Here is a 22,950-nt window from a genome sequence, read left to right as displayed (position 1 = left end):
GTGGTGTTGTACGTAATGGGGTGCGGGTACAGCGGGGCTTACGACTGTGCCGACTTCGCTTCGCGGACCTTGCGCAGGGCTTCGAGCACCGCGGCCGGCACGAAGCCGGACACGTCGCCGCCCAGGCGCGCGATCTCGCGGACCAGCGAGGACGAAATGAAGCTGTGCTGCTCGGCCGGGGTCAGGAACAGGGTCTCGACCTCGGGGATCAGGTGCCGGTTCATGCTGGCCATCTGGAACTCGTACTCGAAGTCGGACACCGCGCGCAGGCCGCGCAGCAGCACCCCGCCCTGGACCGAACGTACGAAATGCGCCAGCAGGGTATCGAAGCCGATGACCTCGACGTTGCTGTGGTGGGCCAGCGCGCCACGCGCCAGCTGCACGCGCTGCTCCAGCGGCAGCGCCGGGCCCTTGGACGGGCTCTGCGCCACGCCGACCACGACCTTTTCGAACAGCGGCGCGGCCCGGCTCACCAGGTCGATATGACCATTGGTGATGGGGTCGAACGTGCCGGGGTAAACGGCGATGCGGCGATTGGCCACGGTCATGGGCGGTTGCAGATGTTCAGATGAGGTCAAAGTGTAGCAGTGGCGCGGCGGTACAGGGCAAAGCGCACCTCGCGGGTGCCGCCCTCGCGGTGCAGCAGCCAGTCCGGCGGCAGCACCGGCACGTGGCCGGCCGGCGATTCCAGGTACAGCCAGGCATCGGCGGCCAGATGCCGCGGGAGCTGGGCCAGCACGTCCTGCCACAGGCCGTCGGCGAACGGCGGGTCGACGAAGACCAGATCGGCCTGCTGCGCCGGCGCGCCCTGCAGCCAGCGCAGGGCATCGGCCTGCACGACGCTGATCTGGTCGCTGGCCTGCAGCTTGGTCACGGCAGCGGTCAGATTGCGTCCCAGCTGCGCGTCGCGTTCGACCAGGGTGGCGTGTGCGGCACCGCGCGAGACCGCCTCCAGGCCCAGTGCGCCACTGCCGGCGAACAGGTCCAGCACGCGGGCCCCACCGAGCCTGGGCATCAGCCAGTTGAACAGGGTCTCGCGCACGCGGTCGCTGCTGGGCCGCAGCCCCGGCAGGGTCGGCACCGGCAGGCGGGTATTGCGCCAGCGCCCGCCGATGATGCGGACCTGGCCGTCATTGCCGCCACGGCCGCTCATCGGCGCCCCCGGCGGGAGGTATTCGAGAATTTCAGCATGAGCGGGATTGTAGTCGTCCGGGCAGCGCCCGGGGATGCGTCGAATCAACGGTCACCGCAGGTCACCTGGGGGGCATGGGACTCCAATGTCGGGATCACGCCCCAGCCAGGTCGACTCCATCGCTCTGAAACATCCGCGCATTGACCAGACTCTCTACGAACTCGGCCACTTCCCAAAGATCATGAGGCTTGATCTTCGCTGGGGACCAATACTGTCCATGGGCAATCCAGTGCCGAAGCTGGAATGCGCTGTTGATACGGTCGTACTGGTGATGGGTCAGCACACCCTGCTGCAGCCAGGCCTTGACGATGTCGTCCATGAGCGCGGCCTTGTTGCGCTTGCGATTGAACAACCTGATGAGGACCCTGGACAGTCCATCCTTGAGCTTCAGACGCTTTCTGTTTGCGTAGTCCAATCGGAAACATGCTTCCAGAAAGGCCAGCAACGCCATCATGTCCCGATTTTGCTGGACTTGGACGCATGCCTTGCGGCGCTTTTCGAGCTCCTGCCGGGATAGGTCCGAGTTGTCAGGATTGTCTTCGGAAAAGAGCAGGTCGATCGCTGCGCGTGTGGTGGCGTGATGTCCCATCACGTGCATGTAATTGGGAAGATCGGGATTAACGACGAGCGGATTGGCCACGGGCAACATCCATGATGGCCGACTGCAGTGCTTCCGGATCCAGAGCGCTGTAGCGGATCAGGGGCGGAGACGTGGACACTTTCCAGACGTACGCAGCCAGATCCATCGGTTTCGGCTGCTTGTCGGGGCGAGCCCCTTCGGAAGCGGTCGACCCGACAAGTATCGGTCGATCTGCATCCGGCAAGGTCAGCACGAAGCGGACTTTGCCGTGCGGCCCCACGAGGTCCACACGCCCAGGCGACCCCAGCAGGATCGTCCCTACCGGAACGAAGCGTACGCTGCTGTTTCCCAGGTCGATGTTCAGACTCGGCACTTCGTAACTACCCAGCAACTCTTCACGGAGCTCCATGCTGGACACACGGACCCCCATGGCGCCGCGCTCTATGTACGGAAAAAGAATTTCCTGGACAGTCGCATAGAGAATCTGGATTTTCTCCAGCCATTGAGCCTTGCGGTCAACCAAGTTGCCGCGTTCGGCCTTCCCTGCATTCTGCTCCCTGAGGAACTGATCGAAATCCAGATGCCTTGTCATGGTGATTATCGCCATCGAACCGCCCCGCTGAATTGTCTCACGACCCTGACCGGCTTTCCTGGGCAAGACAAGAGATTGAATACGACAATCTGGGCGCCCCCCCTTGGATCAGCCCATCGTGTGCCTGGCTGACGCGACCCTGGGGCTGACCGACCGCCTTGAGCAGGGCCAAATGCGACCCACGCGAGTGATGGCAGCGAACGGTCAAGGCAATCCAACGGGATTCACGCCCCCCCCCGCTCGCCCCCTTGATTTCGGGACAATCAGCCATACCCCTTGGCGAGGCCGCACGCGCTGGCGCGGCATTGCACACGGAGCCTTATCGATGACCGAGACCACCCAGACCGAAACCCTTGGCTTCCAGACCGAAGTCAAGCAGCTGCTGCAACTGATGATCCACTCGCTGTACTCCAACAAGGAAATCTTCCTCCGCGAGCTGGTCTCCAACGCCGCCGACGCCGCCGACAAGCTGCGTTTCGAGGCCCTGACCCAGCCGGCCCTGCTGGAAGGCGACAGCGAACTGCGCGTGCGCGTCAGCTTCGACCCCACCGCCCACACCATCACCATCGAAGACAACGGCATCGGCATGAGCCGCGCCGAAGCCATCGCCCACCTCGGCACGATTGCAAAGTCCGGCACCGGCGATTTCCTGCGCCAGCTGTCCGGCGACCAGAAGAAGGATTCGCAGCTGATCGGCCAGTTCGGCGTCGGCTTCTACAGTGCCTTCATCGTCGCCGACGAAGTGGAAGTGACCTCGCGCCGCGCTGGCCTGGCTGCAGGCGAAGGCGTGCGCTGGACCTCGCGCGGCGAAGGCGATTTCGAAGTCGCCACGGTCGACAAGGCCGAGCGCGGCACCCGCATCGTGCTGCACCTGAAGGACGGCGAGCACGACTTCGCCGATGGCTGGCGCCTGCGCAGCATTCTCAAGAAGTATTCGGACCACATCGGCCTGCCGATCCAGATGCCCAAGGAGGGCGAAGACGGCGCTGCCGGCGAGTGGGAGACCGTCAACCGCGCCAGCGCGCTGTGGACCCGCCCGCGCACTGAGATCAGCGACGCCGAGTACACCGAGTTCTACAAGCACGTGGCACACGACCACAGCGATCCGCTGGCGTGGAGCCACAACAAGGTCGAGGGCAAGCTGGAGTACACCTCGCTGCTGTATGTGCCCGGCCGCGCACCGTTCGACCTGTATCACCGCGATGCACCCAAGGGCCTGAAGCTGTACGTGCAGCGCGTGTTCGTGATGGACCAGGCCGAGCAGTTCCTGCCGCTGTACCTGCGCTTCATCAAGGGTGTGGTCGACTCCAACGACTTGTCGCTGAACGTCTCGCGCGAGATCCTGCAGTCCGGCCCGGTCATCGATTCGATGAAGGCGGCGCTGACCAAGCGCTCGCTGGACATGCTGGAAAAGCTGGCCGCTGACAAGCCGGAGCAGTACACCACGTTCTGGAAGGAATTCGGCCAAGTGCTGAAGGAAGGCCCGGCCGAGGACTACAACAACCGCGAGAAGGTGGCCGGCCTGCTGCGCTTCGCCTCCACCCGTGGCGACGGCGATGCGCAGAGCGTGTCGCTGGCCGATTACCTCGGCCGCATGACCGAAGGCCAGGACAAGATCTATTACCTGACCGGCGAGAGCTACAGCCAGGTCCGCAACAGCCCGCACCTGGAAGTGTTCCGTAAGAAGGGTGTGGAAGTGCTGCTGCTGACCGACCGCATCGACGAGTGGCTGATGGGCTACCTGACCGATTTCGACGGCAAGGGCTTCGTCGACATCGCCCGTGGCGACCTCGACCTGGGCGCCCTGGAAACCGAAGCGGACAAGCAGGAACAGGAAGCGGCGGCGAAGGACAAGCAGGGCCTGGTCGAGCGCCTGAAGACGGTGCTGGGCGATGACGTGGCCGAAGTGCGCGTCTCGCACCGCCTGACCGATTCGCCGGCTGTGCTGGCCATCGGCGAACAGGACCTGGGCCTGCAGATGCGCCAGATCCTGGAGGCCAGCGGGCAGAAGGTGCCGGACAGCAAGCCGGTGCTGGAGATCAACCCGGGCCACCCACTGATCGCCAAGCTTGATGCCGAAGCCGATGGCGCGCGCTTCGACGACCTCGGCCGGGTGCTGTTCGACCAGGCTGCGTTGGCCGCCGGTGACAGCCTGAAGGATCCGGGTGCCTATGTGGCGCGCCTGAACAAGCTGCTGCTGGAGCTGTCGGTCTGATCGAGGCGGTGGTCGCCGGGCATGGCCCGGCGCTACCGGGTGCTGGTGGATGCCAACCTTGGTTGGCATTCCTGCTTTGGTAGGTGCCAACCTTGGTTGGCACTGCTGCCCTGGTAGAGGCCAACCTTGGTTGGCGCCCCAAAAGCGTGCCAACCAAGGTTGGCACCTACCAGGGCGGGTCGAGCGTGCCAACCAAGGTTGGCACCTACCAAGGCGGGTCGAGCGTGCCAACCAAGGTTGGCACCCACCAGGGGTGGCGGTTGGCAGCTGCCGAGGGGGTTCAGGCGTCCCGATCCAGCAGTGAGCCCAGCATCTGGTCCTGGCGACGGATCACCGTGGCATTGGCGGCAAAGGCCACGACCTCGGCTTTCGCGGCCAGCAGATCACCCAGCGGCGCGCCGGCATCGGCGCCGATGGACGCCACCGAAGCCTGCACCCCACCCTGCTCGGTGGTAATGCGCTGCAACTGCAGGTGCTGGGCATCCGGGGTCGCCAGGTTGGCCACGTTGTGCGCGGCCACCTGCACGCCCTGCTGGGCCGCACGCATCCCGCTGAGGGCGATTCCCATCACGTTGTCCATGGCGGTCTCCGGGCCGCACGACGCAGCCCTCCGGACCGGTTAACGGCCGGTGGGCCGCAACCTTGAGTCCACATCGGCCCGACAGGCCCGAGTGGTAGCATATCCCTCTGATTTCAGCGCCTTTTGCCAATGCTCAGTTTTTTCCGCCGCAAGAAGCCCCAGGATGCCCCCGCAACGGAGGCGCCCAAGACCCAGCACTACTCGGCTGAAGAGCTGGCGGCGGCATTCCCGTCGGCCGCGCCGGTCGAGGACAAGGAGCCGGCGCCGGTAGCAGTACCGGCCGAGCCTGTACCGGTCGAGCCGCCCCCAGCAACCGCCGTTCCGGTCGCTGTCGAGCCCACCCCGGTTATTCCGGCCCCAGCCGCACCGGTTCCGGCAGCTCCTGCACCGTCGGCTCAGATCGACGTCGCCCCCATCGCGACCCCGGCCATCGAACCGGCCCCCGTACCGCTGCCTGAGCCCACCCCGGCACCGACACCGGCACCGGTCACCGACGACCTGCCTGCCGCCGCCTCGATCGACGCCGTTCCGGCGCCGGCTGGCAAGCCCGGCTGGCGCGAGCGCCTGCGCAACAGCGTCATCGCGCGCAGCTTTGGTGGCCTGTTCTCGCGCAACCCCAAGCTTGACGACGACCTGCTGGACGAGCTGGAAACCGCACTGATCACCGCCGACGTCGGCGTGGGCGCCACCACCGACCTGGTCGAGGGCCTGCGCAAGCGCATGAAATCGCGCGAATTCGCCGACGCCAATGCGCTGCTGGCCGCGCTGCGCGCCGAGCTGATCGCAATCCTGCAGCCGGTGGCCAAGCCGCTGTTGATCGACCGCAACGCCAAGCCCTTCGTGGTGCTCACCGTCGGCGTCAACGGCGTCGGCAAGACCACCACCATCGGCAAGCTGGCCAAGCGCTTCAAGGACGATGGCCACAGCCTGATGCTGGCCGCCGGTGACACCTTCCGCGCCGCTGCCGTGGCCCAGCTGCAGGCCTGGGGCGAGCGCAACGGCGTGGCCGTGGTCGCGCAGGGGCAGAACGCCGATGCCGCTTCGGTGGCATTCGACGCGCTGCAGGCCGGCAAGGCCCGTGGCACCTCGGTGCTGATCGCCGATACCGCGGGCCGCCTGCACACCCAATCCGGCCTGATGAACGAGCTGGGCAAGATCCGCCGCGTGCTCGGCAAGATCGACCCCACCGCCCCGCACGAAGTGCTGATGGTGATCGACGGCACCACTGGCCAGAACGCGCTGTCGCAGCTGCGCCAGTTCAATGCCGCAGTGAACGTGACCGGCCTGGTAGTGACCAAGCTGGACGGCACCGCCAAGGGCGGCGTGGTGTTCGCACTGGCCCGCGAGTTCGGCATTCCGATCCGATTCGCCGGCATCGGCGAGCGCCCGGAAGACCTGCGCGTGTTCGACCCGGAAGCTTTCGTCGACGCCCTGCTGCCCGAAGCGCTGGGCGCCTGATACACCGTGCAGCCACGCATGGCGTGGCTCTACTGCAATCCAGTAGAGCCACCCCACGGGTGGCTGCCTCTCTGGAACACCGATGCCCCGCCAGCCGCACGCCAGCGCCAAGACTGCCCGGGAAGACGGTTTCGTCGCCCGCCTGCTGCACTGGTTCGACGACCACGGCCGCCACGACCTGCCCTGGCAGCACCCGCGCAGTCCCTACCGGGTCTGGCTGTCGGAAATCATGCTGCAGCAAACCCAGGTGGCCACGGTCATCCCGTATTTCCAGCGGTTCCTGCAGCACTTCCCGACCCTGCCCGACCTTGCCGCCGCCAGCAACGACGCGGTGATGGCGCAGTGGGCCGGGCTCGGCTACTACGCCCGCGCACGCAACCTGCATGCCGCTGCGAAGCGCTGCGTGGAACTGCACGACGGCGACCTGCCGCGTGATTTCGATGCATTGCATGCCCTGCCCGGCATCGGCCGCAGCACCGCCGGTGCGATCCTCAGCCAGGCCTGGAACGACCCGTTCGCGATCCTCGATGGCAACGTCAAGCGGGTGCTCAGCCGTTACCACGGCATCGATGGTTTCCCCGGGCTGCCGGCCATCGAGAAGCAGCTGTGGGCGATCGCCGAGGCGCATGTGATGCAGGTGCCGGCCGGGCGCATGGCCGACTACACGCAGGCGCAGATGGACCTGGGCGCGACGGTGTGCAGCCGTGCCAAACCGGCCTGCGTGATCTGCCCGTTGCAGGATGACTGCGTGGCACGGCGCGAAGGCCGCACGGCTGAACTACCCACGCCCAAGCCCAGCAAGACCCTGCCCGAGCGCGAGGCCGTTGCGCTGCTGCTGCGCGACGCCCAGCAGCGTGTGCTGCTGCAGAAGCGGCCGGACACCGGCATCTGGGCGCAGCTGTGGACGCTGCCGCAGGCCGATGCCGGCAGCGTGCTGCAGGACTGGTTCGACGTGCACGTCGACGGCTCGCTGGAAGAGGCCGAAGAGCTGCCGGTGCTGCAGCACACCTTCAGCCACTACAAGCTGCATCTGCAGGTATTGTCGCGGCAGGTACACGGCCTGCACGTGGAAGAACCCACGCTGCGCTGGGTCGCCAGCGACGAACTGCACGCGCTGGGCCTGCCGGCACCGATCCGCAAACTGCTCGACGGCGCAACGATCAAGACGCCGAAACGAAATTCCAAGAAACCCCGCAACCACGAGTGAATGCCATGTCCCGAACCGTCTTCTGCCAGTACGAACAACGCGATGCCGAGGGCCTGGACTTCGTGCCCTACCCCGGCGAACTGGGCCAGCGCATCTTCAACAACATCGGCAAGCAGGCCTGGGCTGCGTGGCTGGCGCACCAGACCATGCTGATCAACGAGAACCGCCTGTCGCCGCGCACGGCGGAGCATCGCGCGTTCCTTGAAGGCGAACTGATCAAGTTCCTGTTCGAGAAGGACGCGGAAAAGCCGGCCGGCTTCACCCCGGAAGCCTGACACACAGGTAGTGCCGGCCGCTGGCCGGCAACCTGGCATCTGCGCGATGCCGGCCAGCGGCCGGCACTACCACGCTATTTCGTGCTTTCCTCGCGCTCCTGCACCTGCGCCTGGCGCAGCTCCTGCTCGGAGGCACGCAGCGCCTTCACGTCCAGCTTGCGGATGCTGTCGATGAAGCACGGCATGCGCGGGCCGCCGGTGGGGTCGCGCACCAGCACCTTGTCGAAACGCGCCGAAACACGGTTCATCTGGCTGGTCAGGCCGATGGCGGTGGCATACGGCAGGTCCTGGCAGGGCCCCCTCAATTCCAGCAGATAGGCCTCGCTGGGACGCGTCCACACCGCCAGCGCGCTATCACCCAGTTCGGTCCAGCCGTTGAGGCTGCCGAAGAACTGCATGTCGTTCTGCGGCGCGCCGGCATGGGCACGGTACAGGTCAAGTTTCTCGGCAGAGCTGAGCCGGCCGGTGGTCGCGCAGGCGGCCAGCGCCAGGCAGAGTCCGGCCATCAGGATCGGGGTCTTCATGGCGATCTCCTCGGGGAACTGTCGCCATCATGCGCCTGCGCAGACAACGCCGGCGCGAAAGCCAGTGCCCCATTCAGCAGCCGGTCGGCGGCTCCTGGCCGGACCACGGCAGTCGCCAACCTTGGTTGGCGCTTGCCCTGCAGGAGCAGCCGACCAAGGTCGGCTTCCACCAAAGCGTGCCCAGCGCCTCAGACGTCGGCGTGGGCCAGTGCGTGCAGGCGCCCCTCGCGCAGCTCCAGCACCCGGTCCAGGCGCCGTGCCAGGCTGCGGTCGTGGGTCACCAGCACCAGACTGGTATGCCGCGCACGATTCAGTTCCAGCATCAGCTCGAACACCGTCGCCGCGGTGCGGTCATCGAGGTTGCCGGTCGGCTCGTCCCCGAGCACGCAGGCCGGATGATTGACCAGCGCACGCGCCACTGCGGCACGCTGGCGTTCGCCACCGGACAGTTCGCCGGGCTTGTGGTCCAGGCGATGGCCAAGGCCGACCGCTTCCAGCAGCGTGGTGGCCCGGCTGCTCGCCTCGGCCACTGCAGTACCGGCCAGCAGCACCGGCATCATCACGTTTTCCAGCGCGGTGAACTCAGGCAGCAGGTGGTGGAACTGATAGACGAAGCCCAGCGCCTGGTTGCGCAGCAGGCCGCGCGCGGTATCGGACAGCGCTGACATGCGCTGGCCGGTCACATAGACCTCGCCGGCGGTCGGAATGTCCAGGCCACCCAGCAGGTGCAGCAGCGTGCTCTTGCCGGCGCCGGAGGCACCGATGATCGCGACCGTTTCGCCGGCGGTCACGGTCAGGTCCAGGCCATCGAACACCGGGGTCTGCATGCGCCCTTCGGCGTAGGTCTTGCCCAGTGCTTCGGCGCGGATCACTTCATCGCCGCGGTTGAAGACCTTATTCATAACGCAGGGCCTCCGCCGGCTGGGTGCGTGCTGCCCGCCAGGCGGGATACAGGGTGGCCAGGAAGCTCATCAGCAGCGCGACCACGGTGATCGCCACCACGTCGCCGGTCTGCATGTCGGTCGGCAGGCCGGTGATGTAGTACACATCCTCCGGCATCAGCTTGACGTTGAACACGCTCTCGATGGCACCGAGGATGCGCTCCAGGTTGAGTGTGAGGGTGATGCCACCGATCAGGCCGGCCAGCGTGCCGAAGATGCCGATCAGCGAACCCTGCACCATGAACACCTGCATCACCCCGCCCGGGGTCAGGCCGAGCGTGCGCAGGATGGCGATGTCGGCCTGCTTGTCAGTGACCAGCATCACCTGCGAGGACACCAGGTTGAACGCGCCCATGGCGATGATCAGCGACAGCAGGATGCCCATCACCACCTTCTCCATGCGCAGCGAGTGGTAGAGGTTGGCGTTCTGCTGGGTCCAGTCACTCACGCGGTAAGCGCCGCCAAGGCTCTGCGCCAGATCCACGCCCACTTCCAGCGAACGGTCCATGTCGTGCAGTTTCAGCCGCACGCCGGTAGCACCATCGGAACGCAGCACGCGCTCCAGGTCCTTCATGTTGGCGAAGCCGACACCTCGGTCGACCTCGTTGTAGCCGGCCTCGAAGAGGCCGCTCACGGTAAAGCGTTTCATCCGTGGCACCGCACCGGCAGGCGTGCCCTGCACTTCGGCGAAGGTCACCAGCACCTGGTCGCCGACATCAACGCCCAGCCAGATCGCCAGTTCCTTGCCCAGAAGCAGGTTGAAGCTGCCCGGCGTGAGGCTGCCATAGCTCCCCTTGGTGACCTTCTTGTCGATCACCGATACCTTCGGCTCCAGCGCCGGGTCGATGCCCTGGATGATCGCGCCCTGCACGCGCGGGCCGCTGATCATCGACTGGATCTCGATGTACGGCGCAGCACCGGCCACGCGTGGGTCCTTGCTGGCCACGTCGACCACGCGCATCCAGTCCGGCATCGGCTCGCCGTCGCGGCTGATGGTGGTGTGCGCGGTCATCTGCAGCAGGCGGCTGCGGATTTCCTTCTGGAAACCGCTCATCACCGCCAAGGTGGTGATCAGCACCGTGACGCCGAGCGCGATGCCCAGGATCGATGCCATCGAGATGAAGGAGATGAAGCCGTTGCGGCGCTTGGCGCGCAGGTAGCGCAGGCCAATGGCCACGGGAATGGGTTTGAACATGCAGGCACGCCGGTCAATTCAGCTTATGGTGCCATCGACCGGGGCCTACGGGAAACGCCACGTGCGGCCACGGCCAGTCGCAGTTCACGTCGCTGCCCGGAATCGAGCACATCCGGCCAGAACAGCAGGCGCCGGCGGCGCCGATCCTCACGCCAGAGCAACAACAGCCATGGGCCACGCACGACCAGCTGGGGTGCATCGGCGTCCTGCCCGGCCACCTGCAGCGGCTCAGGTGGTAGCGGCAGAAGCACCTGCACGCGTGGCCTGCGCTGGCGCCAGGCCAGTTCGGCCAACCCGATGACCCAGGCCAGCACCACCGCGGGCATCAGCAGCCGTGAAGGCAGATCCGATGCACGCAGCAGCCAGGGCGCAGCCAGCAGCACCGCCAACTGGGCGGCAGCCTGCAGCCGCGAGGGGCGCCACTCAAGGCTTGAGGGCGAGGATCTTCTGCATGAGGGGGATCGCGTGCGCATGTGGACAGGCCTCATAGCCCATGAACCAGCGCCACAACTTATCGTCCTCGCAGTCGAGCAGGAACAGGAAAACCTCGCGCTCTTCGGTCGGCGCAGTGCTCCATTCGTGGTCCAGGTAGCGACCGAACAGCTGGTCCAGCTCACGCATGCCGCGGCGGCAACGCCAGCGCAGCTTCTTCAGCAGAACGTCTTCTTCCATCATGTTTCTCCAGATACAGCAAAGCCACGCATGGCGTGGCTCTACTGGGGTGGCACAGCCACGCGTGGCGTGGCTCTACCGGGTACAGCCAGGCCTGATCAGGCGCGGCGTTCCATCATCAGCTTCTTGATCTCGGCGATCGCCAGCGCCGGGTTCAGGCCCTTCGGGCAGGTCCGGGCGCAGTTCATGATGGTGTGGCAGCGGTACAGCTTGAACGGATCTTCCAGATCGTCCAGGCGCGCACCGGTGTCCTCATCGCGCGAGTCGATGATCCAGCGGTAGGCCTGCAGCAGGATCGCCGGGCCCAGGTAACGCTCGCCGTTCCACCAGTAGCTCGGGCAGCTGGTCGAGCAGCAGGCGCACAGGATGCACTCGTACAGGCCGTCCAGCTTCTTGCGGTCTTCCGGCGACTGCAGGCGCTCACGATCCGGCGGTGCCGGAGTCTGGGTGCGGATCCACGGCTTGATCGAGGCGTACTGCGCGTAGAAGTGGGTCAGGTCCGGAACCAGATCCTTGACCACGTTCATGTGCGGCAGCGGGTAGATCGGCACTTCCTTCTTGCCGCAGTCCGAGATGGCTCGGGTGCAGGCCAGGGTGTTGGTGCCGTCGATGTTCATCGCGCACGAACCACAGATACCTTCGCGGCAGGAGCGGCGGAAGGTCAGGGTCGGGTCGATCTCGTTCTTGATCTTGATCAGGGCGTCCAGGACCATCGGGCCACAGGCGTCCAGATCGACTTCATAGGTATCGGTGCGCGGGTTGCTGTCGTCGTCCGGACTCCAGCGGTAGATCTTGAAGGTGCGCACGTTCTTGCCGCCGTTCTTGACGGGGAAGTGCTTGCCCTTCGTGATCTTGGAATTCTTGGGGAGTGAAAACTCGGCCATGGCTGCTCTCGTTGGCTCAGGCGGCCCGCGCCCGTGGGCGCGGATTGCATGGTAGGCGGGGTCGGATCAGTACACGCGCGGCTTCGGCGGCACTACGGACACGTCGTCGGTCAACGTGTACATGTGCACCGGACGGTAGTCGAAGCTGCACTTGCCCTTCTCGTCGACGCTGACCAGGGTGTGCTTCTGCCAGTTGACGTCGTCGCGGTCCGGATAGTCCTCGTGCGCATGCGCGCCGCGGCTTTCCTTGCGCTGTTCGGCCGAGTTGATCGTCGCCACGGCGTTGAGCAGCAGGTTGTTCAGCTCGTAGGTCTCGATCAGGTCCGAGTTCCAGACCAGCGAACGGTCGGAGACCTTCACGTCCTGGAACGAGTCGAAGATCTTGTCCATCTTCTCGCAGCCTTCCTTCAGCGTCTGGCTGGTGCGGAAGACCGCCGCGTCGGCCTGCATGGTGCGCTGCATGCGATCGCGGATGACCGAGGTCGGGGTATCGCCGTTGGCGTGGCGCAGCTTGTCCAGCAGGCCCAGCGCCTTGTCGCAGGCATCGGCCGGCAGCGGCTTGTGCGACGCGCCCGGCTTGATGGTCTCGGCGCAGCGGTTGGCCACCGCACGACCGAACACCACCAGGTCCAGCAGCGAGTTCGAGCCGAGGCGGTTGGCACCGTGCACCGACACGCAGGCGGCTTCGCCGATCGCGTACAGGCCCGGGATCACCGCATCGGGGTTGTCGCCATCCTTGCGCACCACTTCGCCGTGGTAATTGGTCGGAATGCCGCCCATGTTGTAGTGCACGGTCGGGATCACCGGGATCGGCTGCTTGTGCACGTCGACGCCGGCGAAGATGCGGGCGCTCTCGGCAATGCCCGGCAGCTTCTCGTCGATCACGCCCGGGCCAAGGTGGGTCAGGTCGAGCAGGATGTGGTCCTTGTGCTCGCCGACGCCGCGGCCTTCGCGGATCTCGATGGTCATCGAACGGCTGACCACGTCGCGCGAGGCCAGGTCCTTGTAGTGCGGCGCGTAGCGCTCCATGAAGCGCTCGCCGCTGCTGTTGCGCAGGATGCCGCCTTCACCGCGGACACCCTCGGTGATCAGGCAGCCGGCGCCATAGATGCCGGTCGGGTGGAACTGCACGAACTCCATGTCCTGCATGGCGATGCCGGCACGCATGGCCAGGCCGCCACCGTCGCCGGTGCAGGTGTGCGCCGAGGTGGCGCTGAAGTAGGCACGGCCGTAACCGCCGGTGGCCAGCACCACGCCCTGGGCGCGGAACAGGTGCAGGGTGCCGTCGGACATGTCCAGAGCCAGCACGCCGCGGCAGGCGCCTTCGTCATCGAAGATCAGGTCGAGTGCGAAGTACTCGATCATGAAGCGCGCGTCGTGCTTCAGCGACTGCTGGTACAGGGTGTGCAGCATCGCGTGGCCGGTACGGTCGGCCGCCGCGCAGGTACGCTGCGCCGCCGGGCCTTCGCCGTACTTGGTGGTCATGCCACCGAACGGACGCTGGTAGATCTTGCCTTCGGCGGTGCGCGAGAACGGCACGCCGTAGTGTTCGAGCTCGATGATGGCCGGGATGGCCTCACGGCACATGTATTCGATGGCGTCCTGGTCGCCCAGCCAGTCCGAACCCTTGATGGTGTCGAAGAAGTGGTAGCGCCAGTCGTCCTCGCCCATGTTGGCGAGTGCGGCCGAGATACCGCCCTGGGCGGCAACGGTGTGCGAACGGGTCGGGAAGACCTTGGTCAGGCACACGGTCTGCAGGCCCTTGGCGGCCAGGCCGAACGTGGCGCGCAGGCCGGCGCCGCCGGCGCCCACCACGACCATGTCGTACTTGTGTTCGGTGATCTTGTAAGCGGACATCTAATCTGGATTCCTGTGTAGGTGCCTGGGCTCAGGCAACGCCGAGGGCGATGCGGCCCACCGCAAACACACTGACGATCATGCCGAGCACGGCGACGAACTTCACCGCGGTCTGCAGCACCAGGGCCAGCAGCGATTCGTGGATGTAATCTTCCAGCACGACCTGCATGCCGAGCTGCGCGTGCCAGAACATGGCGATCAGCAGGCCGATCAGCGGCACCGCGTTCCACGGCTTGGCCACGGCGGCGGCGGCGGTCGCGTAGTCCGAGCCCAGCAGGCCCAGCACGAAGACCAGGAACCAGATGCCCAGGGCCACCAGGGCGGCGGCAGTCAGGCGCTGGTGCACGAAGTGCTCGGTGCCGGTCTTGGCCGAACCGAGGCCGCGTACGCTCTTCAACGGGGTACGGAACTTGCTCACGCGGCACCTCCGAACATCACATAGGCCCACACCAGCAGGGTGATCACCAGGCTGCCGATGACCGACAGCCAGCTGCTGCGGATGAAGGCGGGGATGCTGAAGCCGATGGCGAAGTCCTGCACCACATGGCGGATGCCATTGCACAGGTGATAGGCGAACGACCATGTCCACGCGAACAGGAACACGCGGCCATACCAGGCCCCGGCGTGGCCGGTGAAGCAGTTCCAGGACTCGGGCCCCATCATCAGGGCCAGCAGGCCGGCGGCGATGATGAGGGCACCAACAGACAGAAAGACGCCAGTGGCTCGATGCAGGATCGAGGTGGCCATCTGAATCTGCCAGCGATACACCTGAAGGTGCGGGGAAAGTGGGCGTTGTCTGGTCGCCATTCGCTGGGCTCGTTGTCTCGGCTGGGCGGCACACGGCCGCGTTGGCTCAATGCTGATCAGAAATCGATGCAGCGTCCGTTTTTCTCCCAATCGCCATACCGCACCGGATCAAGTCCGCCGCGGCCGCCGAATTCCTCTGCTTTTTCCTGTTCCACGGGCACGGGTGCCGCGGGGTCCAGCGGGGCTTCAGATTCGTCGTCGGGAGTGGGGGTTGTTTGGCCTATCATGTTCGGTCTCGCAACGCACAAATTTTAGACCTCGTTCACGTGCCTGACAACCTGCCCCCTGCTTTCGTCGGATATCCGCGCCTGCCCGGCCACCAGCTGCTGAGCCTGCAAGGCCCGGATGCAGCTGTCTTTGCCCACGCCCAGTTCAGCAGCGATGTCACCGCCCTGCCCCTGCAGCACTGGCAGTGGAGCGCCTGGCTGAGCGCCAAGGGCCGCACCCTGGCGGTGTTCCAGCTGCTTCGGCTAGCGGACGACCACGTGATGCTGGTGCTGGCCGACGGCGATGCCGATGCGATTGCGTCGCAACTGCAGCGCTTCGTGTTCCGCCGCAAGGTGAAGGTACTGGTGCGCAGCGATCTGGCCGTGGCCGGCGCGTTCACTGCGCCCGAAGCCGCCAGCGGCGCTGCGATTGCGCAGACCGCAGGTGACGGCTGGGAGCTGGACCTGGGCAGCGACGCCCTGCCGCGGACCCTGCGCATTGGCGCCGCCGATGCCTTTGCAGCCAGCAGTGAAGCCGATGAGACCGCTTTCGCGCTGGCCTGGCGCCAGGCCGACCTGCGCTACGGCCTGCCCCGGCTGCAAGAAAGCCAGCGCGAAGTGTGGACCCCGCAGCAGCTGGGGTTGGACCGCCTGAACGGCTACAGCGTGAAGAAGGGCTGCTATCCGGGCCAGGAGATCGTCGCCCGCACCCACTTCCTCGGCAAGGCCAAGCGTGCGGTGCAGCTGCTGCATACCGCGGCACCGGCGCAGGCAGGCGATGGCGTGCAGCAGGACGGCGCAGCGCTGGGCACGATTGCCTGCGTGGCCGGCGACCTGGCACTGGCGGTGCTGCCGCTGGAGGCCAGCGACGCTGATCTGCAGGTGGGTGATGCCATCGCGCAGCGCATGCCGTTGCTGGATGGCCTGGCGCGCTGAATCCGGTGGATGCAAGGAATGGTAGTGCCGGCCGCTGGCCGGCAACCACGCATGGTTGAAGTTGCCGGCCAGCGGCCGGCACTACCCGTTACAGGCGCTCGCCGGTTTCCGGGTTGAAGAAGTGCAGGCCCTGCGGGTGGATCGCCACACGGATCTGCTCGCCCACCGCCGGCAGCGACTGCGGCGCTACGCGCATGGTCAGCGCATGCTGGCCACTGCTCAGGTTGACGAAGATCTCGTTACCGACCGGTTCGATGCCTTCAATGCGTGCGGCAAATGCATGCGCATCATCGGCACGGGCCGGCTGCAGGTGTTCCGGGCGCACGCCCACCGCGATCGGCTTCTGCAGCCACGCCGGATCGATCGTGGCCTGGCCCAGCGGTGCACGCCATTCGCCGTCGACCACGGTCACGCCGCCGGCATCGCCCTGCAGCGTGCCACGCAGCACGTTCATCGCCGGGCTGCCGAGGAAACCGGCCACGAACAGATTGGCCGGGCGGTCGTACAGCGCCATCGGCGTATCGATCTGCTGGATGATGCCGTCCTTCAGCACCACGATGCGCTGGCCCAGGGTCATCGCTTCGACCTGGTCGTGCGTCACGTAGATCATGGTGGTGCCCAGCTTGCGATGCAGCTGCGCGATCTCGGTACGCACGCTGTGGCGCAGCTTGGCGTCGAGGTTGGACAGCGGCTCGTCCAGCAGGAACACCGCCGGCTCGCGCACCAGTGCACGGCCCAGCGCAACACGCTGGCGCTGGCCACCGGACATCGCCTTGGGCAGCTTGTCCATCATCTCGGTCAGGCCCAGGGTCTGCGCTGCTTCGGCGATGCGCTTGTCGATGGTCGCCTTGTCATGCCCGCGCAGCTTCAGGCCGAAGGCCAGGTTCTCGGCCACGGTCATGTGCGGGTACAGCGCGTAGCTCTGGAACACCATGGCGATGTCGCGGTCCTTCGGCGCCACGTCGTTGACCACGCGATCACCGATGGTCAGCGTGCCGCCGCTGATCTCCTCCAGGCCAGCCACCATCCGCAGCAGGGTCGACTTGCCACAGCCGGACGGACCGACCAGCACCATCAGCTCGCCATCGGCGACCTCGAAGCTGGCGTCCTTCACCGCGACCTGGCCGTTGTCATAGACCTTGCGCACACCCTGCAACTGCACTTTTGCCATATCACCTATCCGGTCCGCCCGAAGCCGGGCTGTCTTTTGGGACTGCCTCGGCCCTCCCGATGGCAGTGATGATTGCGCGCCTGCCGCATGACGGCGAGCACTGCAATCGAATACAGTTGCCCATTCTGCCATGTAAACGTTTTCACGTGGCACTATCCGATGATCGGTGCGCACCGATCTGCGTCGGCGGTTGAACGAAGGTTCCGCCGAGGCAGTGGTTTCGAATGGAACGGTCTTCCGCTACCCCGGAGATCGCCCCTGACGAACCTCGGACAGGCAGTTGCGCGGATGTCCCCCGAACCCAGCCATGAAGCGATTGACAACGATGTCACCCGGATCTGAAACTCGAGCGATGCACGACACCCTCTTCCTGTTCGGTGCCACAGGTGATCTGGCCCAGCGCTACCTGTTCCCTTCGCTGCTTCGCCTGCTTGGCGACGGCCTGCTGCCGGAGGACTTCCGCATCCGTGCGCTGGCCCTGTCCGGGCATGACACCGAAACCTTCCATGACATCCTGCGGCCGCGCCTGCAGCAGGCCATGCCGATGGCCACGCAGGACGACATCAGCGCCCTGCTGCGCCGCATCGACTATCGTTCGGTGGACCTGCGCGACGTCGACTCGGTTGCCGCCGCAGTCTCCGACCTGGTGCACCGCAAGTGCGTCAGCTACCTGGCCATTCCGCCGGGCCTGTACATCTCCACCTGCGAAGGCCTGGCCAAGGGTGGCGCCCTCGCCGCACCGGCACGCCTGATGCTGGAGAAGCCGATCGGCAGCGACAGCGAAAGCGCCGAGGAAATCATCAGCACCATCGGCCAGTGGATCGACGAGGATCGTGTGTTCCGCCTCGACCACTACCTGGGCAAGGCGGCGGTGCAGAACCTGATCGCGCTGCGCTTCGGCAACACGCTGCTGGAAGCGGTGTGGAACCGCAACTACATCGAATCGGTGCACATCCTGGTCGCCGAAAGCGAAGGCGTGGATGGCCGCGACGCCTACTACGCCCGCTCCGGCGCGCTGCGCGACATGGTGCAGAGCCATATCCTGCAGCTGCTGTGCATGGTGGCGATGGAGCCGCCAGCCTCGCTGGAAGCCGACCGCATCCGCGACGAGAAGGTCAAGGTGCTGCGCGCCCTGCGCCCGCTCGATGCCAAGCACGCCGCGCGTGACAGCATCCGTGGCCGCTACACCGCCGGTACCATCAACGGCCAGCCGGCCCAGGCCTACCAGCCGCCGGAAGGCAGCGACGTGGAGACCTTCGCCGGGGTCACCGCGCATATCGACAACTGGCGCTGGAGCGGCGTGCCGTTCCACCTGGTCACCGGCAAGCGCCTGCCCGAACGCACCACCCGCGTGGTGGTCACGCTGAAGCCGGTCACCCACTGGCTGTTCGAGCGCCCGCAGCGCGCGCAGGCCGCACCGAACCGCCTGGTGTTCCAGCTGCAGCCGCAGGAAAACATCGAACTGGGCCTGATGAGCAGCCTGGCCGGCCCGGAATGGGGCGCGCTGGAGCTGCATCCGCTGGAACTGGAACTGTCGGTGCCGACTGGCCTGCACCGCCGCATCGCCTACGAACGCCTGTTCCTGGATGCCTTCAACGGCAACCACACGCTGTTCGTGCGCGACGACGAAGTGCGCGCAGCGTGGGCCTGGATCGACAGCGTCGCCGACGCCTGGAAGGACGCCAAGCTGCCGCTGGAGCCCTACCCCGCCGGCCAATGGGGGCCGAGCAATGCCGGCGAGTTCCTGCCGCAGGGCGTGGACGCGCCGGACAGCGGAGCGTCGGCATGAGCGCCAGCTCGCAGCCGGTGCTGGTCGCCGACATCGGTGGCACCAATGCCCGCTTCGCCCTGGCTGACACTTCGCAGGACGCACCACTGCAGAAGGACAGCATCCGCGAGTACGCGGTGGCGGAGTTCCCGTCGCTGGGTGATGCCGCGCGCCACCATCTGGAACAGATCGGCGCCACGGCCAGCCGCGGCGTGTTCGCGGTGGCCGGTCGCGTCGACGGTGACGAAGCGCGCATCACCAACCACCCGTGGGTGATCTCGCGCAGCCGCACCGCCGCCATGCTCGGCTTCAACGAACTGCACCTGATCAACGACTTCGCCGCACAGGCGATGGCGATTTCGCTGCTGCAGCCCGATGACGTGGTCCAGGTCGGCGGTGCCGCCTGGGTGCCGGGCAAACCCGGCCAGCCGCGCAACTACGCGGTGATCGGGCCGGGTACGGGCCTGGGTGTCGGTGGCCTGATCCTGCGCCACGGCCGCTGCTACCCGCTGGAAACCGAAGGCGGCCATGTCAGCTTCCCGCCGGGAACCCCGGAGGAGATCCGCATCCTGGAGATCCTGTCCGAACAGTTCGGCCGCGTCTCCAACGAGCGCCTGATCTGCGGCCCTGGCCTGGTCAACATCCATCGCGCCGTATGCGAGATGGCCGGCATCGATCCGGGCCAACTGCAGCCGGTGGACGTGACCGCCCGCGCCCTGCACGGTGACCCGCAGGCGATGCGCACCGTCGATGTGTTCTGCGCCGTGTTCGGCGCCATCGCAGGCGACCTGGTGCTGACCCAGGGCGCGTGGGACGGCGTGTTCCTGACCGGCGGGCTGACCCCGAAGATGCTCGATTCGCTGCAGCACTCTGGTTTCCGCCAGCGCTTCGAACACAAAGGCCGCTTCTCTTCGATCATGGCGCGGGTGCCCTCGTTGGCCGTGATGCATCCCCACGCCGGACTGCTGGGCGCCGCCGCCTACGCCGCCGACGCCGAACGTGACGCACCTGGAGTTGCCGCATGAGCCCCACCACCTTCCACGACGACCGCATCGAGTTCATCCAGCACGGCGATGCCGATGGCTGGATCGAGGCGGTGGCCGCTGAGATGGCGCAGACCCTCAACCACGACATCAACGAAGTGGGCCGCGCCCGCATCCTGTTGTCTGGCGGCACCACGCCGGCACCGGTGTACCAGGCGCTGGCCGAACTGGACGTGCACTGGGACCGCGTGGAAGTGAGCCTGGCCGATGAGCGCTGGCTGTCGCCGCAGGATCGCGACAGCAATGCCTGGCTGGTGCGCGAGAATCTGCTCAAGCGCGCCGAAGGTGCGCATTTCGATCCGCTGGTGCGCATCGGCAAGCCGCTTCCGGAATGCGTGTACACCGCCAACCTGCAGGCGCAGCACAGCCAACCGCCGAGCCTGGTGGCGCTGGGCATGGGCAACGACGGCCACACCGCCTCGCTGTTCCCCGGCTCGAAGGACCTGGCCCGCGCACTGGAAAGCACCCTGCCCTACGCGGCGCTGGATGCCACCGGCTGCCCGGGCGCGAACCAGTGGCCGCTGCGCATCACGCTGACCCCGCATGGCCTGCGCCAGTGCCGCCAGCGCCTGCTGCTGCTGCGCGGCAAGCAGAAGCTGCAGGTACTGCGCCAGGCGCTGGACAGCAATGACGCCCAGCATTACCCCATCCTCAATGCGATCAACCTGGAAGGCGCGCGCCTGCGCGTCCACTGGGCTGATTGATGTTGGCGGCGGCGCCGTGCCGCCGCTTGCCTCTCGCCACCACGAACGCCGGTAGCCAATGAGCCTCCATCCGCAACTGCAAGCCATCACTGAGCGTGTCATCCGCCGCAGCGCCGCCTCACGCGCCGCCTACCTGGCCGCGATCGACGCCTCCCTGCGTGAAGGCCCGTTCCGCAGCCGCCTGAGCTGCGGCAACCTCGCCCACGGGTTCGCCGCCTGCGGCGGCACCGACAAGAGCCGCCTGCGCGGCGGCGTGACGCCGAACCTCGGCATCATCACCGCCTACAACGACATGCTGTCGGCGCACCAGCCGTTCGAGACCTATCCCGAGCAGATCCGCGAGATCGCCCGCGAGCTGGGCGCCACCGCACAGGTGGCCGGCGGCGTGCCGGCGATGTGCGACGGCGTCACCCAGGGCCGCGGCGGCATGGAACTGTCACTGTTCTCGCGCGATGTGATCGCGCAGGCCACCGCGATCGGGCTCAGCCACGATATGTTCGACACCACCGTCTACCTCGGTGTGTGCGACAAGATCGTGCCGGGCCTGCTGATCGGTGCGCTGGCCTTCGGCCATCTGCCGGCGGTGTTCGTGCCGGCCGGCCCGATGACCCCGGGCATCCCGAACAAGCAGAAGGCCGAAGTGCGCGAGCGCTACGCCGCCGGCGAGGCCACCCGCGAGGAACTGCTGGAAGCGGAATCGGCCTCTTACCACGGTGCGGGCACCTGCACCTTCTACGGCACCGCCAACTCCAACCAGGTGCTGCTGGAAGCGATGGGCGTGCAGCTGCCGGGCGCATCGTTCGTCAATCCAGGCACGCCGTTGCGCGACGCCCTCACCCGTGAAGCCACCGAGCGCGCGCTCGACATCACCGCACTGGGCGACGATTTCCGTCCGCTCGGCCGGATCATCGACGAGCGCGCGATCATCAATGCGGTCATTGCGCTGATGGCGACCGGCGGCTCGACCAACCACACCATCCACTGGATCGCGGTGGCACGCGCGGCTGGCATCGTGCTGACCTGGGACGACTTCGACGAGCTGTCGCAGCTGATTCCGCTGCTGGCCCGCGTCTACCCGAACGGCGAAGCCGATGTAAACCGCTTCGCCGCAGCAGGCGGCCCGGCCTTCGTGTTCGGCGAACTGATCAAGGCCGGCCTGATGCATGGCGACCTGGTCAGCGTGGCGCGCGGCGGCATGGCCGACTATGCGCGCGAACCACAGCTGCGCGACGGCAAGCTGGTCTACCTGCCGGGTCTGGAACGCAGCGCCGACGAAGAGGTGGTGCGTGGCGTCGACAATCCGTTCGAGCACCAGGGTGGCCTGCGCCTGCTGCGCGGCAACCTCGGCAAGTCGCTGATCAAGCTGTCGGCGGTGAAGCCGCAATACCGCACGATCGAAGCACCGGCGGTGGTGGTCGATGCGCCGCAGGTGTTGAACAAGCTGCATGCCGGCGGCCTGTTGCCCGAGCATTTCGTGGCGGTGGTGCGTTACCAGGGCCCGCGTGCGAACGGCATGCCGGAACTGCATTCGCTGGCGCCGCTGCTGGGCCTGCTGCAGAACCAGGGCCGGCGCGTGGCGCTGGTCACCGACGGCCGCCTGTCCGGCGCCTCGGGCAAGATCCCTGCGGCGATCCATGTGACGCCGGAAGCGGCGCGGGGTGGTCCGCTGGCCAAGGTTCGCGAGGGCGACATGATCCGCCTCGATGGCGAGGCCGGCACGCTGGAAGTGCTGGTGGACGCAGCCGAATGGGCTGCACGTCCGCTGGCGCCGAACACCGCGCCTGCCGCGCATGATCTGGGCCGCAACCTGTTCGCGATCAACCGTCGTGTGGTGGGTCCGGCCGACCAGGGTGCGATTTCGATTTCGTGCGGGCCGGCGGCGGCTGATGGTGGGCCGTGGGAGTACGACGCGGAGTATGAGCTGGGGCACGATGCCGCGGCGGCGGCGGCGCCGCATGAGGCGAAAGACGCCTGAAGCGAAAAGCCGCGGCAGGCTTCCCGGCTTGGGCAGTAGAGCGCCCTGGCCGGGACACGCCGTAAACCCATCCATGGGGGCTCGATCGCGGCATCCATGCCGCTCACGGTCCCGGCCAGGGCGCTCTACTGCCCTTGGACAATTCCCGGCGCGTCATTTGCGCTGCGG

At 66.6% G+C, this 22,950-nt stretch carries 25 protein-coding genes; 9 read left to right on the top strand and 16 right to left on the bottom strand.

The features are described 5' to 3' along the window. Positions 1-38: 38 nt before the first annotated feature. The 4 genes from coaD to ACZK13_RS08010 all read right to left on the bottom strand — a co-directional run bounded on the left by coaD (position 39) and on the right by ACZK13_RS08010 (position 2,379). Positions 39-548, bottom strand: a complete 510-nt coding sequence (coaD, locus tag ACZK13_RS08025) for a pantetheine-phosphate adenylyltransferase (RefSeq protein ID WP_032130277.1) — start codon at positions 546-548, stop codon at positions 39-41. Positions 549-574: 26 nt separating this feature from the next. Then, positions 575-1,153: a 16S rRNA (guanine(966)-N(2))-methyltransferase RsmD gene (gene rsmD, locus ACZK13_RS08020; protein ID WP_180836687.1), complete on the bottom strand. Its 579-nt coding sequence runs from the start codon at positions 1,151-1,153 to the stop codon at positions 575-577. A 133-nt stretch (positions 1,154-1,286) separates the two neighbouring features. Beyond that, on the bottom strand, positions 1,287-1,832 hold the full coding sequence (locus ACZK13_RS08015; RefSeq protein WP_125895128.1) for a hypothetical protein: 546 nt from the start codon (positions 1,830-1,832) through the stop codon (positions 1,287-1,289). Then, complete coding sequence (locus ACZK13_RS08010; RefSeq protein WP_253143889.1) at positions 1,810-2,379, bottom strand: hypothetical protein; 570 nt, start codon at positions 2,377-2,379, stop codon at positions 1,810-1,812. The genes ACZK13_RS08015 and ACZK13_RS08010 overlap by 23 nt, the downstream gene beginning before the upstream one ends. Before the next feature lie 310 nt (positions 2,380-2,689). Between ACZK13_RS08010 and htpG the strand changes: the two genes are divergently transcribed. Next, entirely contained in the window at positions 2,690-4,579 is a 1,890-nt protein-coding gene (htpG, locus tag ACZK13_RS08005) for a molecular chaperone HtpG (protein ID WP_125895124.1), read from the top strand. 280 nt (positions 4,580-4,859) lie between these two features. On the opposite strand, the gene ACZK13_RS08000 is transcribed toward htpG, so the two are convergent. Next, positions 4,860-5,159 carry a hypothetical protein gene (locus tag ACZK13_RS08000; protein WP_032128872.1) on the bottom strand — a complete coding sequence of 100 codons (300 nt, stop codon included), beginning with the start codon at positions 5,157-5,159 and terminating at the stop codon, positions 4,860-4,862. A 129-nt stretch (positions 5,160-5,288) separates the two neighbouring features. Between ACZK13_RS08000 and ftsY the strand changes: the two genes are divergently transcribed. The 3 genes from ftsY (at position 5,289) to ACZK13_RS07985 (ending at position 8,099) form a co-directional block, all read left to right on the top strand. Beyond that, a complete protein-coding gene (gene ftsY, locus ACZK13_RS07995; RefSeq protein WP_125895122.1) occupies positions 5,289-6,617 on the top strand; it encodes a signal recognition particle-docking protein FtsY in 1,329 nt (442 codons plus the stop codon). An 82-nt stretch (positions 6,618-6,699) separates the two neighbouring features. Further along, positions 6,700-7,824 (top strand): A/G-specific adenine glycosylase, encoded by a 1,125-nt coding sequence (gene mutY, locus ACZK13_RS07990; protein WP_125895120.1) that lies wholly within the window; start codon positions 6,700-6,702, stop codon positions 7,822-7,824. A gap of 5 nt (positions 7,825-7,829) precedes the next feature. Next, on the top strand, positions 7,830-8,099 hold the full coding sequence (locus ACZK13_RS07985; protein WP_125895118.1) for an oxidative damage protection protein: 270 nt from the start codon (positions 7,830-7,832) through the stop codon (positions 8,097-8,099). A gap of 74 nt (positions 8,100-8,173) precedes the next feature. On the opposite strand, the gene ACZK13_RS07980 is transcribed toward ACZK13_RS07985, so the two are convergent. From ACZK13_RS07980 to ACZK13_RS07935, 10 genes are all read right to left on the bottom strand, one after another. Next, a complete protein-coding gene (locus ACZK13_RS07980; RefSeq protein WP_032128869.1) occupies positions 8,174-8,623 on the bottom strand; it encodes a DUF6491 family protein in 450 nt (149 codons plus the stop codon). Positions 8,624-8,811: 188 nt separating this feature from the next. Further along, positions 8,812-9,525, bottom strand: coding sequence for a lipoprotein-releasing ABC transporter ATP-binding protein LolD (gene lolD / locus ACZK13_RS07975; RefSeq protein ID WP_005409083.1), 714 nt, complete (start codon positions 9,523-9,525; stop codon positions 8,812-8,814). Then, complete coding sequence (locus tag ACZK13_RS07970; protein ID WP_125895117.1) at positions 9,518-10,759, bottom strand: lipoprotein-releasing ABC transporter permease subunit; 1,242 nt, start codon at positions 10,757-10,759, stop codon at positions 9,518-9,520. Before ACZK13_RS07970 ends, lolD begins: the two co-directional genes overlap by 8 nt. 23 nt (positions 10,760-10,782) lie before the next feature. Continuing rightward, positions 10,783-11,232: a hypothetical protein gene (locus ACZK13_RS07965; RefSeq protein WP_125895115.1), complete on the bottom strand. Its 450-nt coding sequence runs from the start codon at positions 11,230-11,232 to the stop codon at positions 10,783-10,785. Next, on the bottom strand, positions 11,183-11,431 hold the full coding sequence (locus ACZK13_RS07960) for an FAD assembly factor SdhE (protein ID WP_005409080.1): 249 nt from the start codon (positions 11,429-11,431) through the stop codon (positions 11,183-11,185). Before ACZK13_RS07960 ends, ACZK13_RS07965 begins: the two co-directional genes overlap by 50 nt. Positions 11,432-11,529: 98 nt before the next feature. Further along, positions 11,530-12,315 carry a succinate dehydrogenase iron-sulfur subunit gene (locus ACZK13_RS07955; RefSeq protein WP_005409079.1) on the bottom strand — a complete coding sequence of 262 codons (786 nt, stop codon included), beginning with the start codon at positions 12,313-12,315 and terminating at the stop codon, positions 11,530-11,532. A gap of 66 nt (positions 12,316-12,381) precedes the next feature. Further along, positions 12,382-14,172, bottom strand: a complete 1,791-nt coding sequence (gene sdhA, locus ACZK13_RS07950; RefSeq protein WP_134951043.1) for a succinate dehydrogenase flavoprotein subunit — start codon at positions 14,170-14,172, stop codon at positions 12,382-12,384. A gap of 31 nt (positions 14,173-14,203) precedes the next feature. Then, the gene (gene sdhD / locus ACZK13_RS07945; RefSeq protein WP_032128865.1) at positions 14,204-14,590 is read right to left on the bottom strand and encodes a succinate dehydrogenase, hydrophobic membrane anchor protein; all 387 of its coding nucleotides are present in this window, start codon (positions 14,588-14,590) and stop codon (positions 14,204-14,206) included. Continuing rightward, on the bottom strand, positions 14,587-14,979 hold the full coding sequence (gene sdhC, locus ACZK13_RS07940; protein WP_024958620.1) for a succinate dehydrogenase, cytochrome b556 subunit: 393 nt from the start codon (positions 14,977-14,979) through the stop codon (positions 14,587-14,589). The genes sdhD and sdhC overlap by 4 nt, the downstream gene beginning before the upstream one ends. 56 nt (positions 14,980-15,035) lie before the next feature. Beyond that, positions 15,036-15,206 carry a DUF1674 domain-containing protein gene (locus ACZK13_RS07935; protein ID WP_478445675.1) on the bottom strand — a complete coding sequence of 57 codons (171 nt, stop codon included), beginning with the start codon at positions 15,204-15,206 and terminating at the stop codon, positions 15,036-15,038. A 39-nt stretch (positions 15,207-15,245) separates the two neighbouring features. On the opposite strand from ACZK13_RS07935, the gene ygfZ reads away from it, so the two are divergent. Further along, a complete protein-coding gene (gene ygfZ, locus ACZK13_RS07930; protein WP_180836683.1) occupies positions 15,246-16,121 on the top strand; it encodes a CAF17-like 4Fe-4S cluster assembly/insertion protein YgfZ in 876 nt (291 codons plus the stop codon). Between the two features lie 88 nt (positions 16,122-16,209). Here the strand turns inward: ygfZ and ACZK13_RS07925 are convergent, their stop codons facing one another. Next, entirely contained in the window at positions 16,210-17,292 is a 1,083-nt protein-coding gene (locus ACZK13_RS07925) for an ABC transporter ATP-binding protein (RefSeq protein WP_125895703.1), read from the bottom strand. A gap of 352 nt (positions 17,293-17,644) precedes the next feature. Here ACZK13_RS07925 and zwf point away from each other — a divergent pair, with 352 nt between their 5' ends. The 4 genes from zwf to edd are packed head-to-tail and all read left to right on the top strand — an operon-like array spanning position 17,645 to position 22,782. Continuing rightward, a complete protein-coding gene (gene zwf, locus ACZK13_RS07920) occupies positions 17,645-19,081 on the top strand; it encodes a glucose-6-phosphate dehydrogenase (RefSeq protein ID WP_478482410.1) in 1,437 nt (478 codons plus the stop codon). Next, entirely contained in the window at positions 19,078-20,085 is a 1,008-nt protein-coding gene (gene glk, locus ACZK13_RS07915) for a glucokinase (RefSeq protein ID WP_049400948.1), read from the top strand. The genes zwf and glk overlap by 4 nt, the downstream gene beginning before the upstream one ends. Beyond that, positions 20,082-20,807: a 6-phosphogluconolactonase gene (gene pgl, locus ACZK13_RS07910; RefSeq protein ID WP_253145950.1), complete on the top strand. Its 726-nt coding sequence runs from the start codon at positions 20,082-20,084 to the stop codon at positions 20,805-20,807. The genes glk and pgl overlap by 4 nt, the downstream gene beginning before the upstream one ends. A 58-nt stretch (positions 20,808-20,865) precedes the next feature. Then, a complete protein-coding gene (gene edd, locus ACZK13_RS07905) occupies positions 20,866-22,782 on the top strand; it encodes a phosphogluconate dehydratase (RefSeq protein WP_125895701.1) in 1,917 nt (638 codons plus the stop codon). Positions 22,783-22,950: the final 168 nt, after the last annotated feature.

The organism is Stenotrophomonas sp. 99219_Sma, assembly GCF_056480785.1.
This window is presented reverse-complemented; position numbering and strand designations above follow the sequence as displayed.

Excerpts from the sequence above, each read along its gene's own strand:
- coaD (WP_032130277.1), bottom strand. The coding sequence starts at position 548 with ATGACCGTGGCCAATCGCCGCATCGCCGTTTACCCCGGCACGTTCGAC.
- rsmD (WP_180836687.1), bottom strand. The coding sequence starts at position 1,153 with ATGAGCGGCCGTGGCGGCAATGACGGCCAGGTCCGCATCATCGGCGGG.
- ACZK13_RS08010 (WP_253143889.1), bottom strand. The coding sequence starts at position 2,379 with ATGGCGATAATCACCATGACAAGGCATCTGGATTTCGATCAGTTCCTC.
- htpG (WP_125895124.1), top strand. The coding sequence starts at position 2,690 with ATGACCGAGACCACCCAGACCGAAACCCTTGGCTTCCAGACCGAAGTC.
- ACZK13_RS08000 (WP_032128872.1), bottom strand. The coding sequence starts at position 5,159 with ATGGACAACGTGATGGGAATCGCCCTCAGCGGGATGCGTGCGGCCCAG.
- ftsY (WP_125895122.1), top strand. The coding sequence starts at position 5,289 with ATGCTCAGTTTTTTCCGCCGCAAGAAGCCCCAGGATGCCCCCGCAACG.
- mutY (WP_125895120.1), top strand. The coding sequence starts at position 6,700 with ATGCCCCGCCAGCCGCACGCCAGCGCCAAGACTGCCCGGGAAGACGGT.
- ACZK13_RS07985 (WP_125895118.1), top strand. The coding sequence starts at position 7,830 with ATGTCCCGAACCGTCTTCTGCCAGTACGAACAACGCGATGCCGAGGGC.
- ACZK13_RS07980 (WP_032128869.1), bottom strand. The coding sequence starts at position 8,623 with ATGAAGACCCCGATCCTGATGGCCGGACTCTGCCTGGCGCTGGCCGCC.
- lolD (WP_005409083.1), bottom strand. The coding sequence starts at position 9,525 with ATGAATAAGGTCTTCAACCGCGGCGATGAAGTGATCCGCGCCGAAGCA.
- ACZK13_RS07970 (WP_125895117.1), bottom strand. The coding sequence starts at position 10,759 with ATGTTCAAACCCATTCCCGTGGCCATTGGCCTGCGCTACCTGCGCGCC.
- ACZK13_RS07965 (WP_125895115.1), bottom strand. The coding sequence starts at position 11,232 with ATGCGCACGCGATCCCCCTCATGCAGAAGATCCTCGCCCTCAAGCCTT.
- ACZK13_RS07960 (WP_005409080.1), bottom strand. The coding sequence starts at position 11,431 with ATGGAAGAAGACGTTCTGCTGAAGAAGCTGCGCTGGCGTTGCCGCCGC.
- ACZK13_RS07955 (WP_005409079.1), bottom strand. The coding sequence starts at position 12,315 with ATGGCCGAGTTTTCACTCCCCAAGAATTCCAAGATCACGAAGGGCAAG.
- sdhA (WP_134951043.1), bottom strand. The coding sequence starts at position 14,172 with ATGTCCGCTTACAAGATCACCGAACACAAGTACGACATGGTCGTGGTG.
- sdhC (WP_024958620.1), bottom strand. The coding sequence starts at position 14,979 with ATGGCGACCAGACAACGCCCACTTTCCCCGCACCTTCAGGTGTATCGC.
- ACZK13_RS07935 (WP_478445675.1), bottom strand. The coding sequence starts at position 15,206 with ATGATAGGCCAAACAACCCCCACTCCCGACGACGAATCTGAAGCCCCG.
- ACZK13_RS07925 (WP_125895703.1), bottom strand. The coding sequence starts at position 17,292 with ATGGCAAAAGTGCAGTTGCAGGGTGTGCGCAAGGTCTATGACAACGGC.
- zwf (WP_478482410.1), top strand. The coding sequence starts at position 17,645 with ATGCACGACACCCTCTTCCTGTTCGGTGCCACAGGTGATCTGGCCCAG.
- glk (WP_049400948.1), top strand. The coding sequence starts at position 19,078 with ATGAGCGCCAGCTCGCAGCCGGTGCTGGTCGCCGACATCGGTGGCACC.
- pgl (WP_253145950.1), top strand. The coding sequence starts at position 20,082 with ATGAGCCCCACCACCTTCCACGACGACCGCATCGAGTTCATCCAGCAC.
- edd (WP_125895701.1), top strand. The coding sequence starts at position 20,866 with ATGAGCCTCCATCCGCAACTGCAAGCCATCACTGAGCGTGTCATCCGC.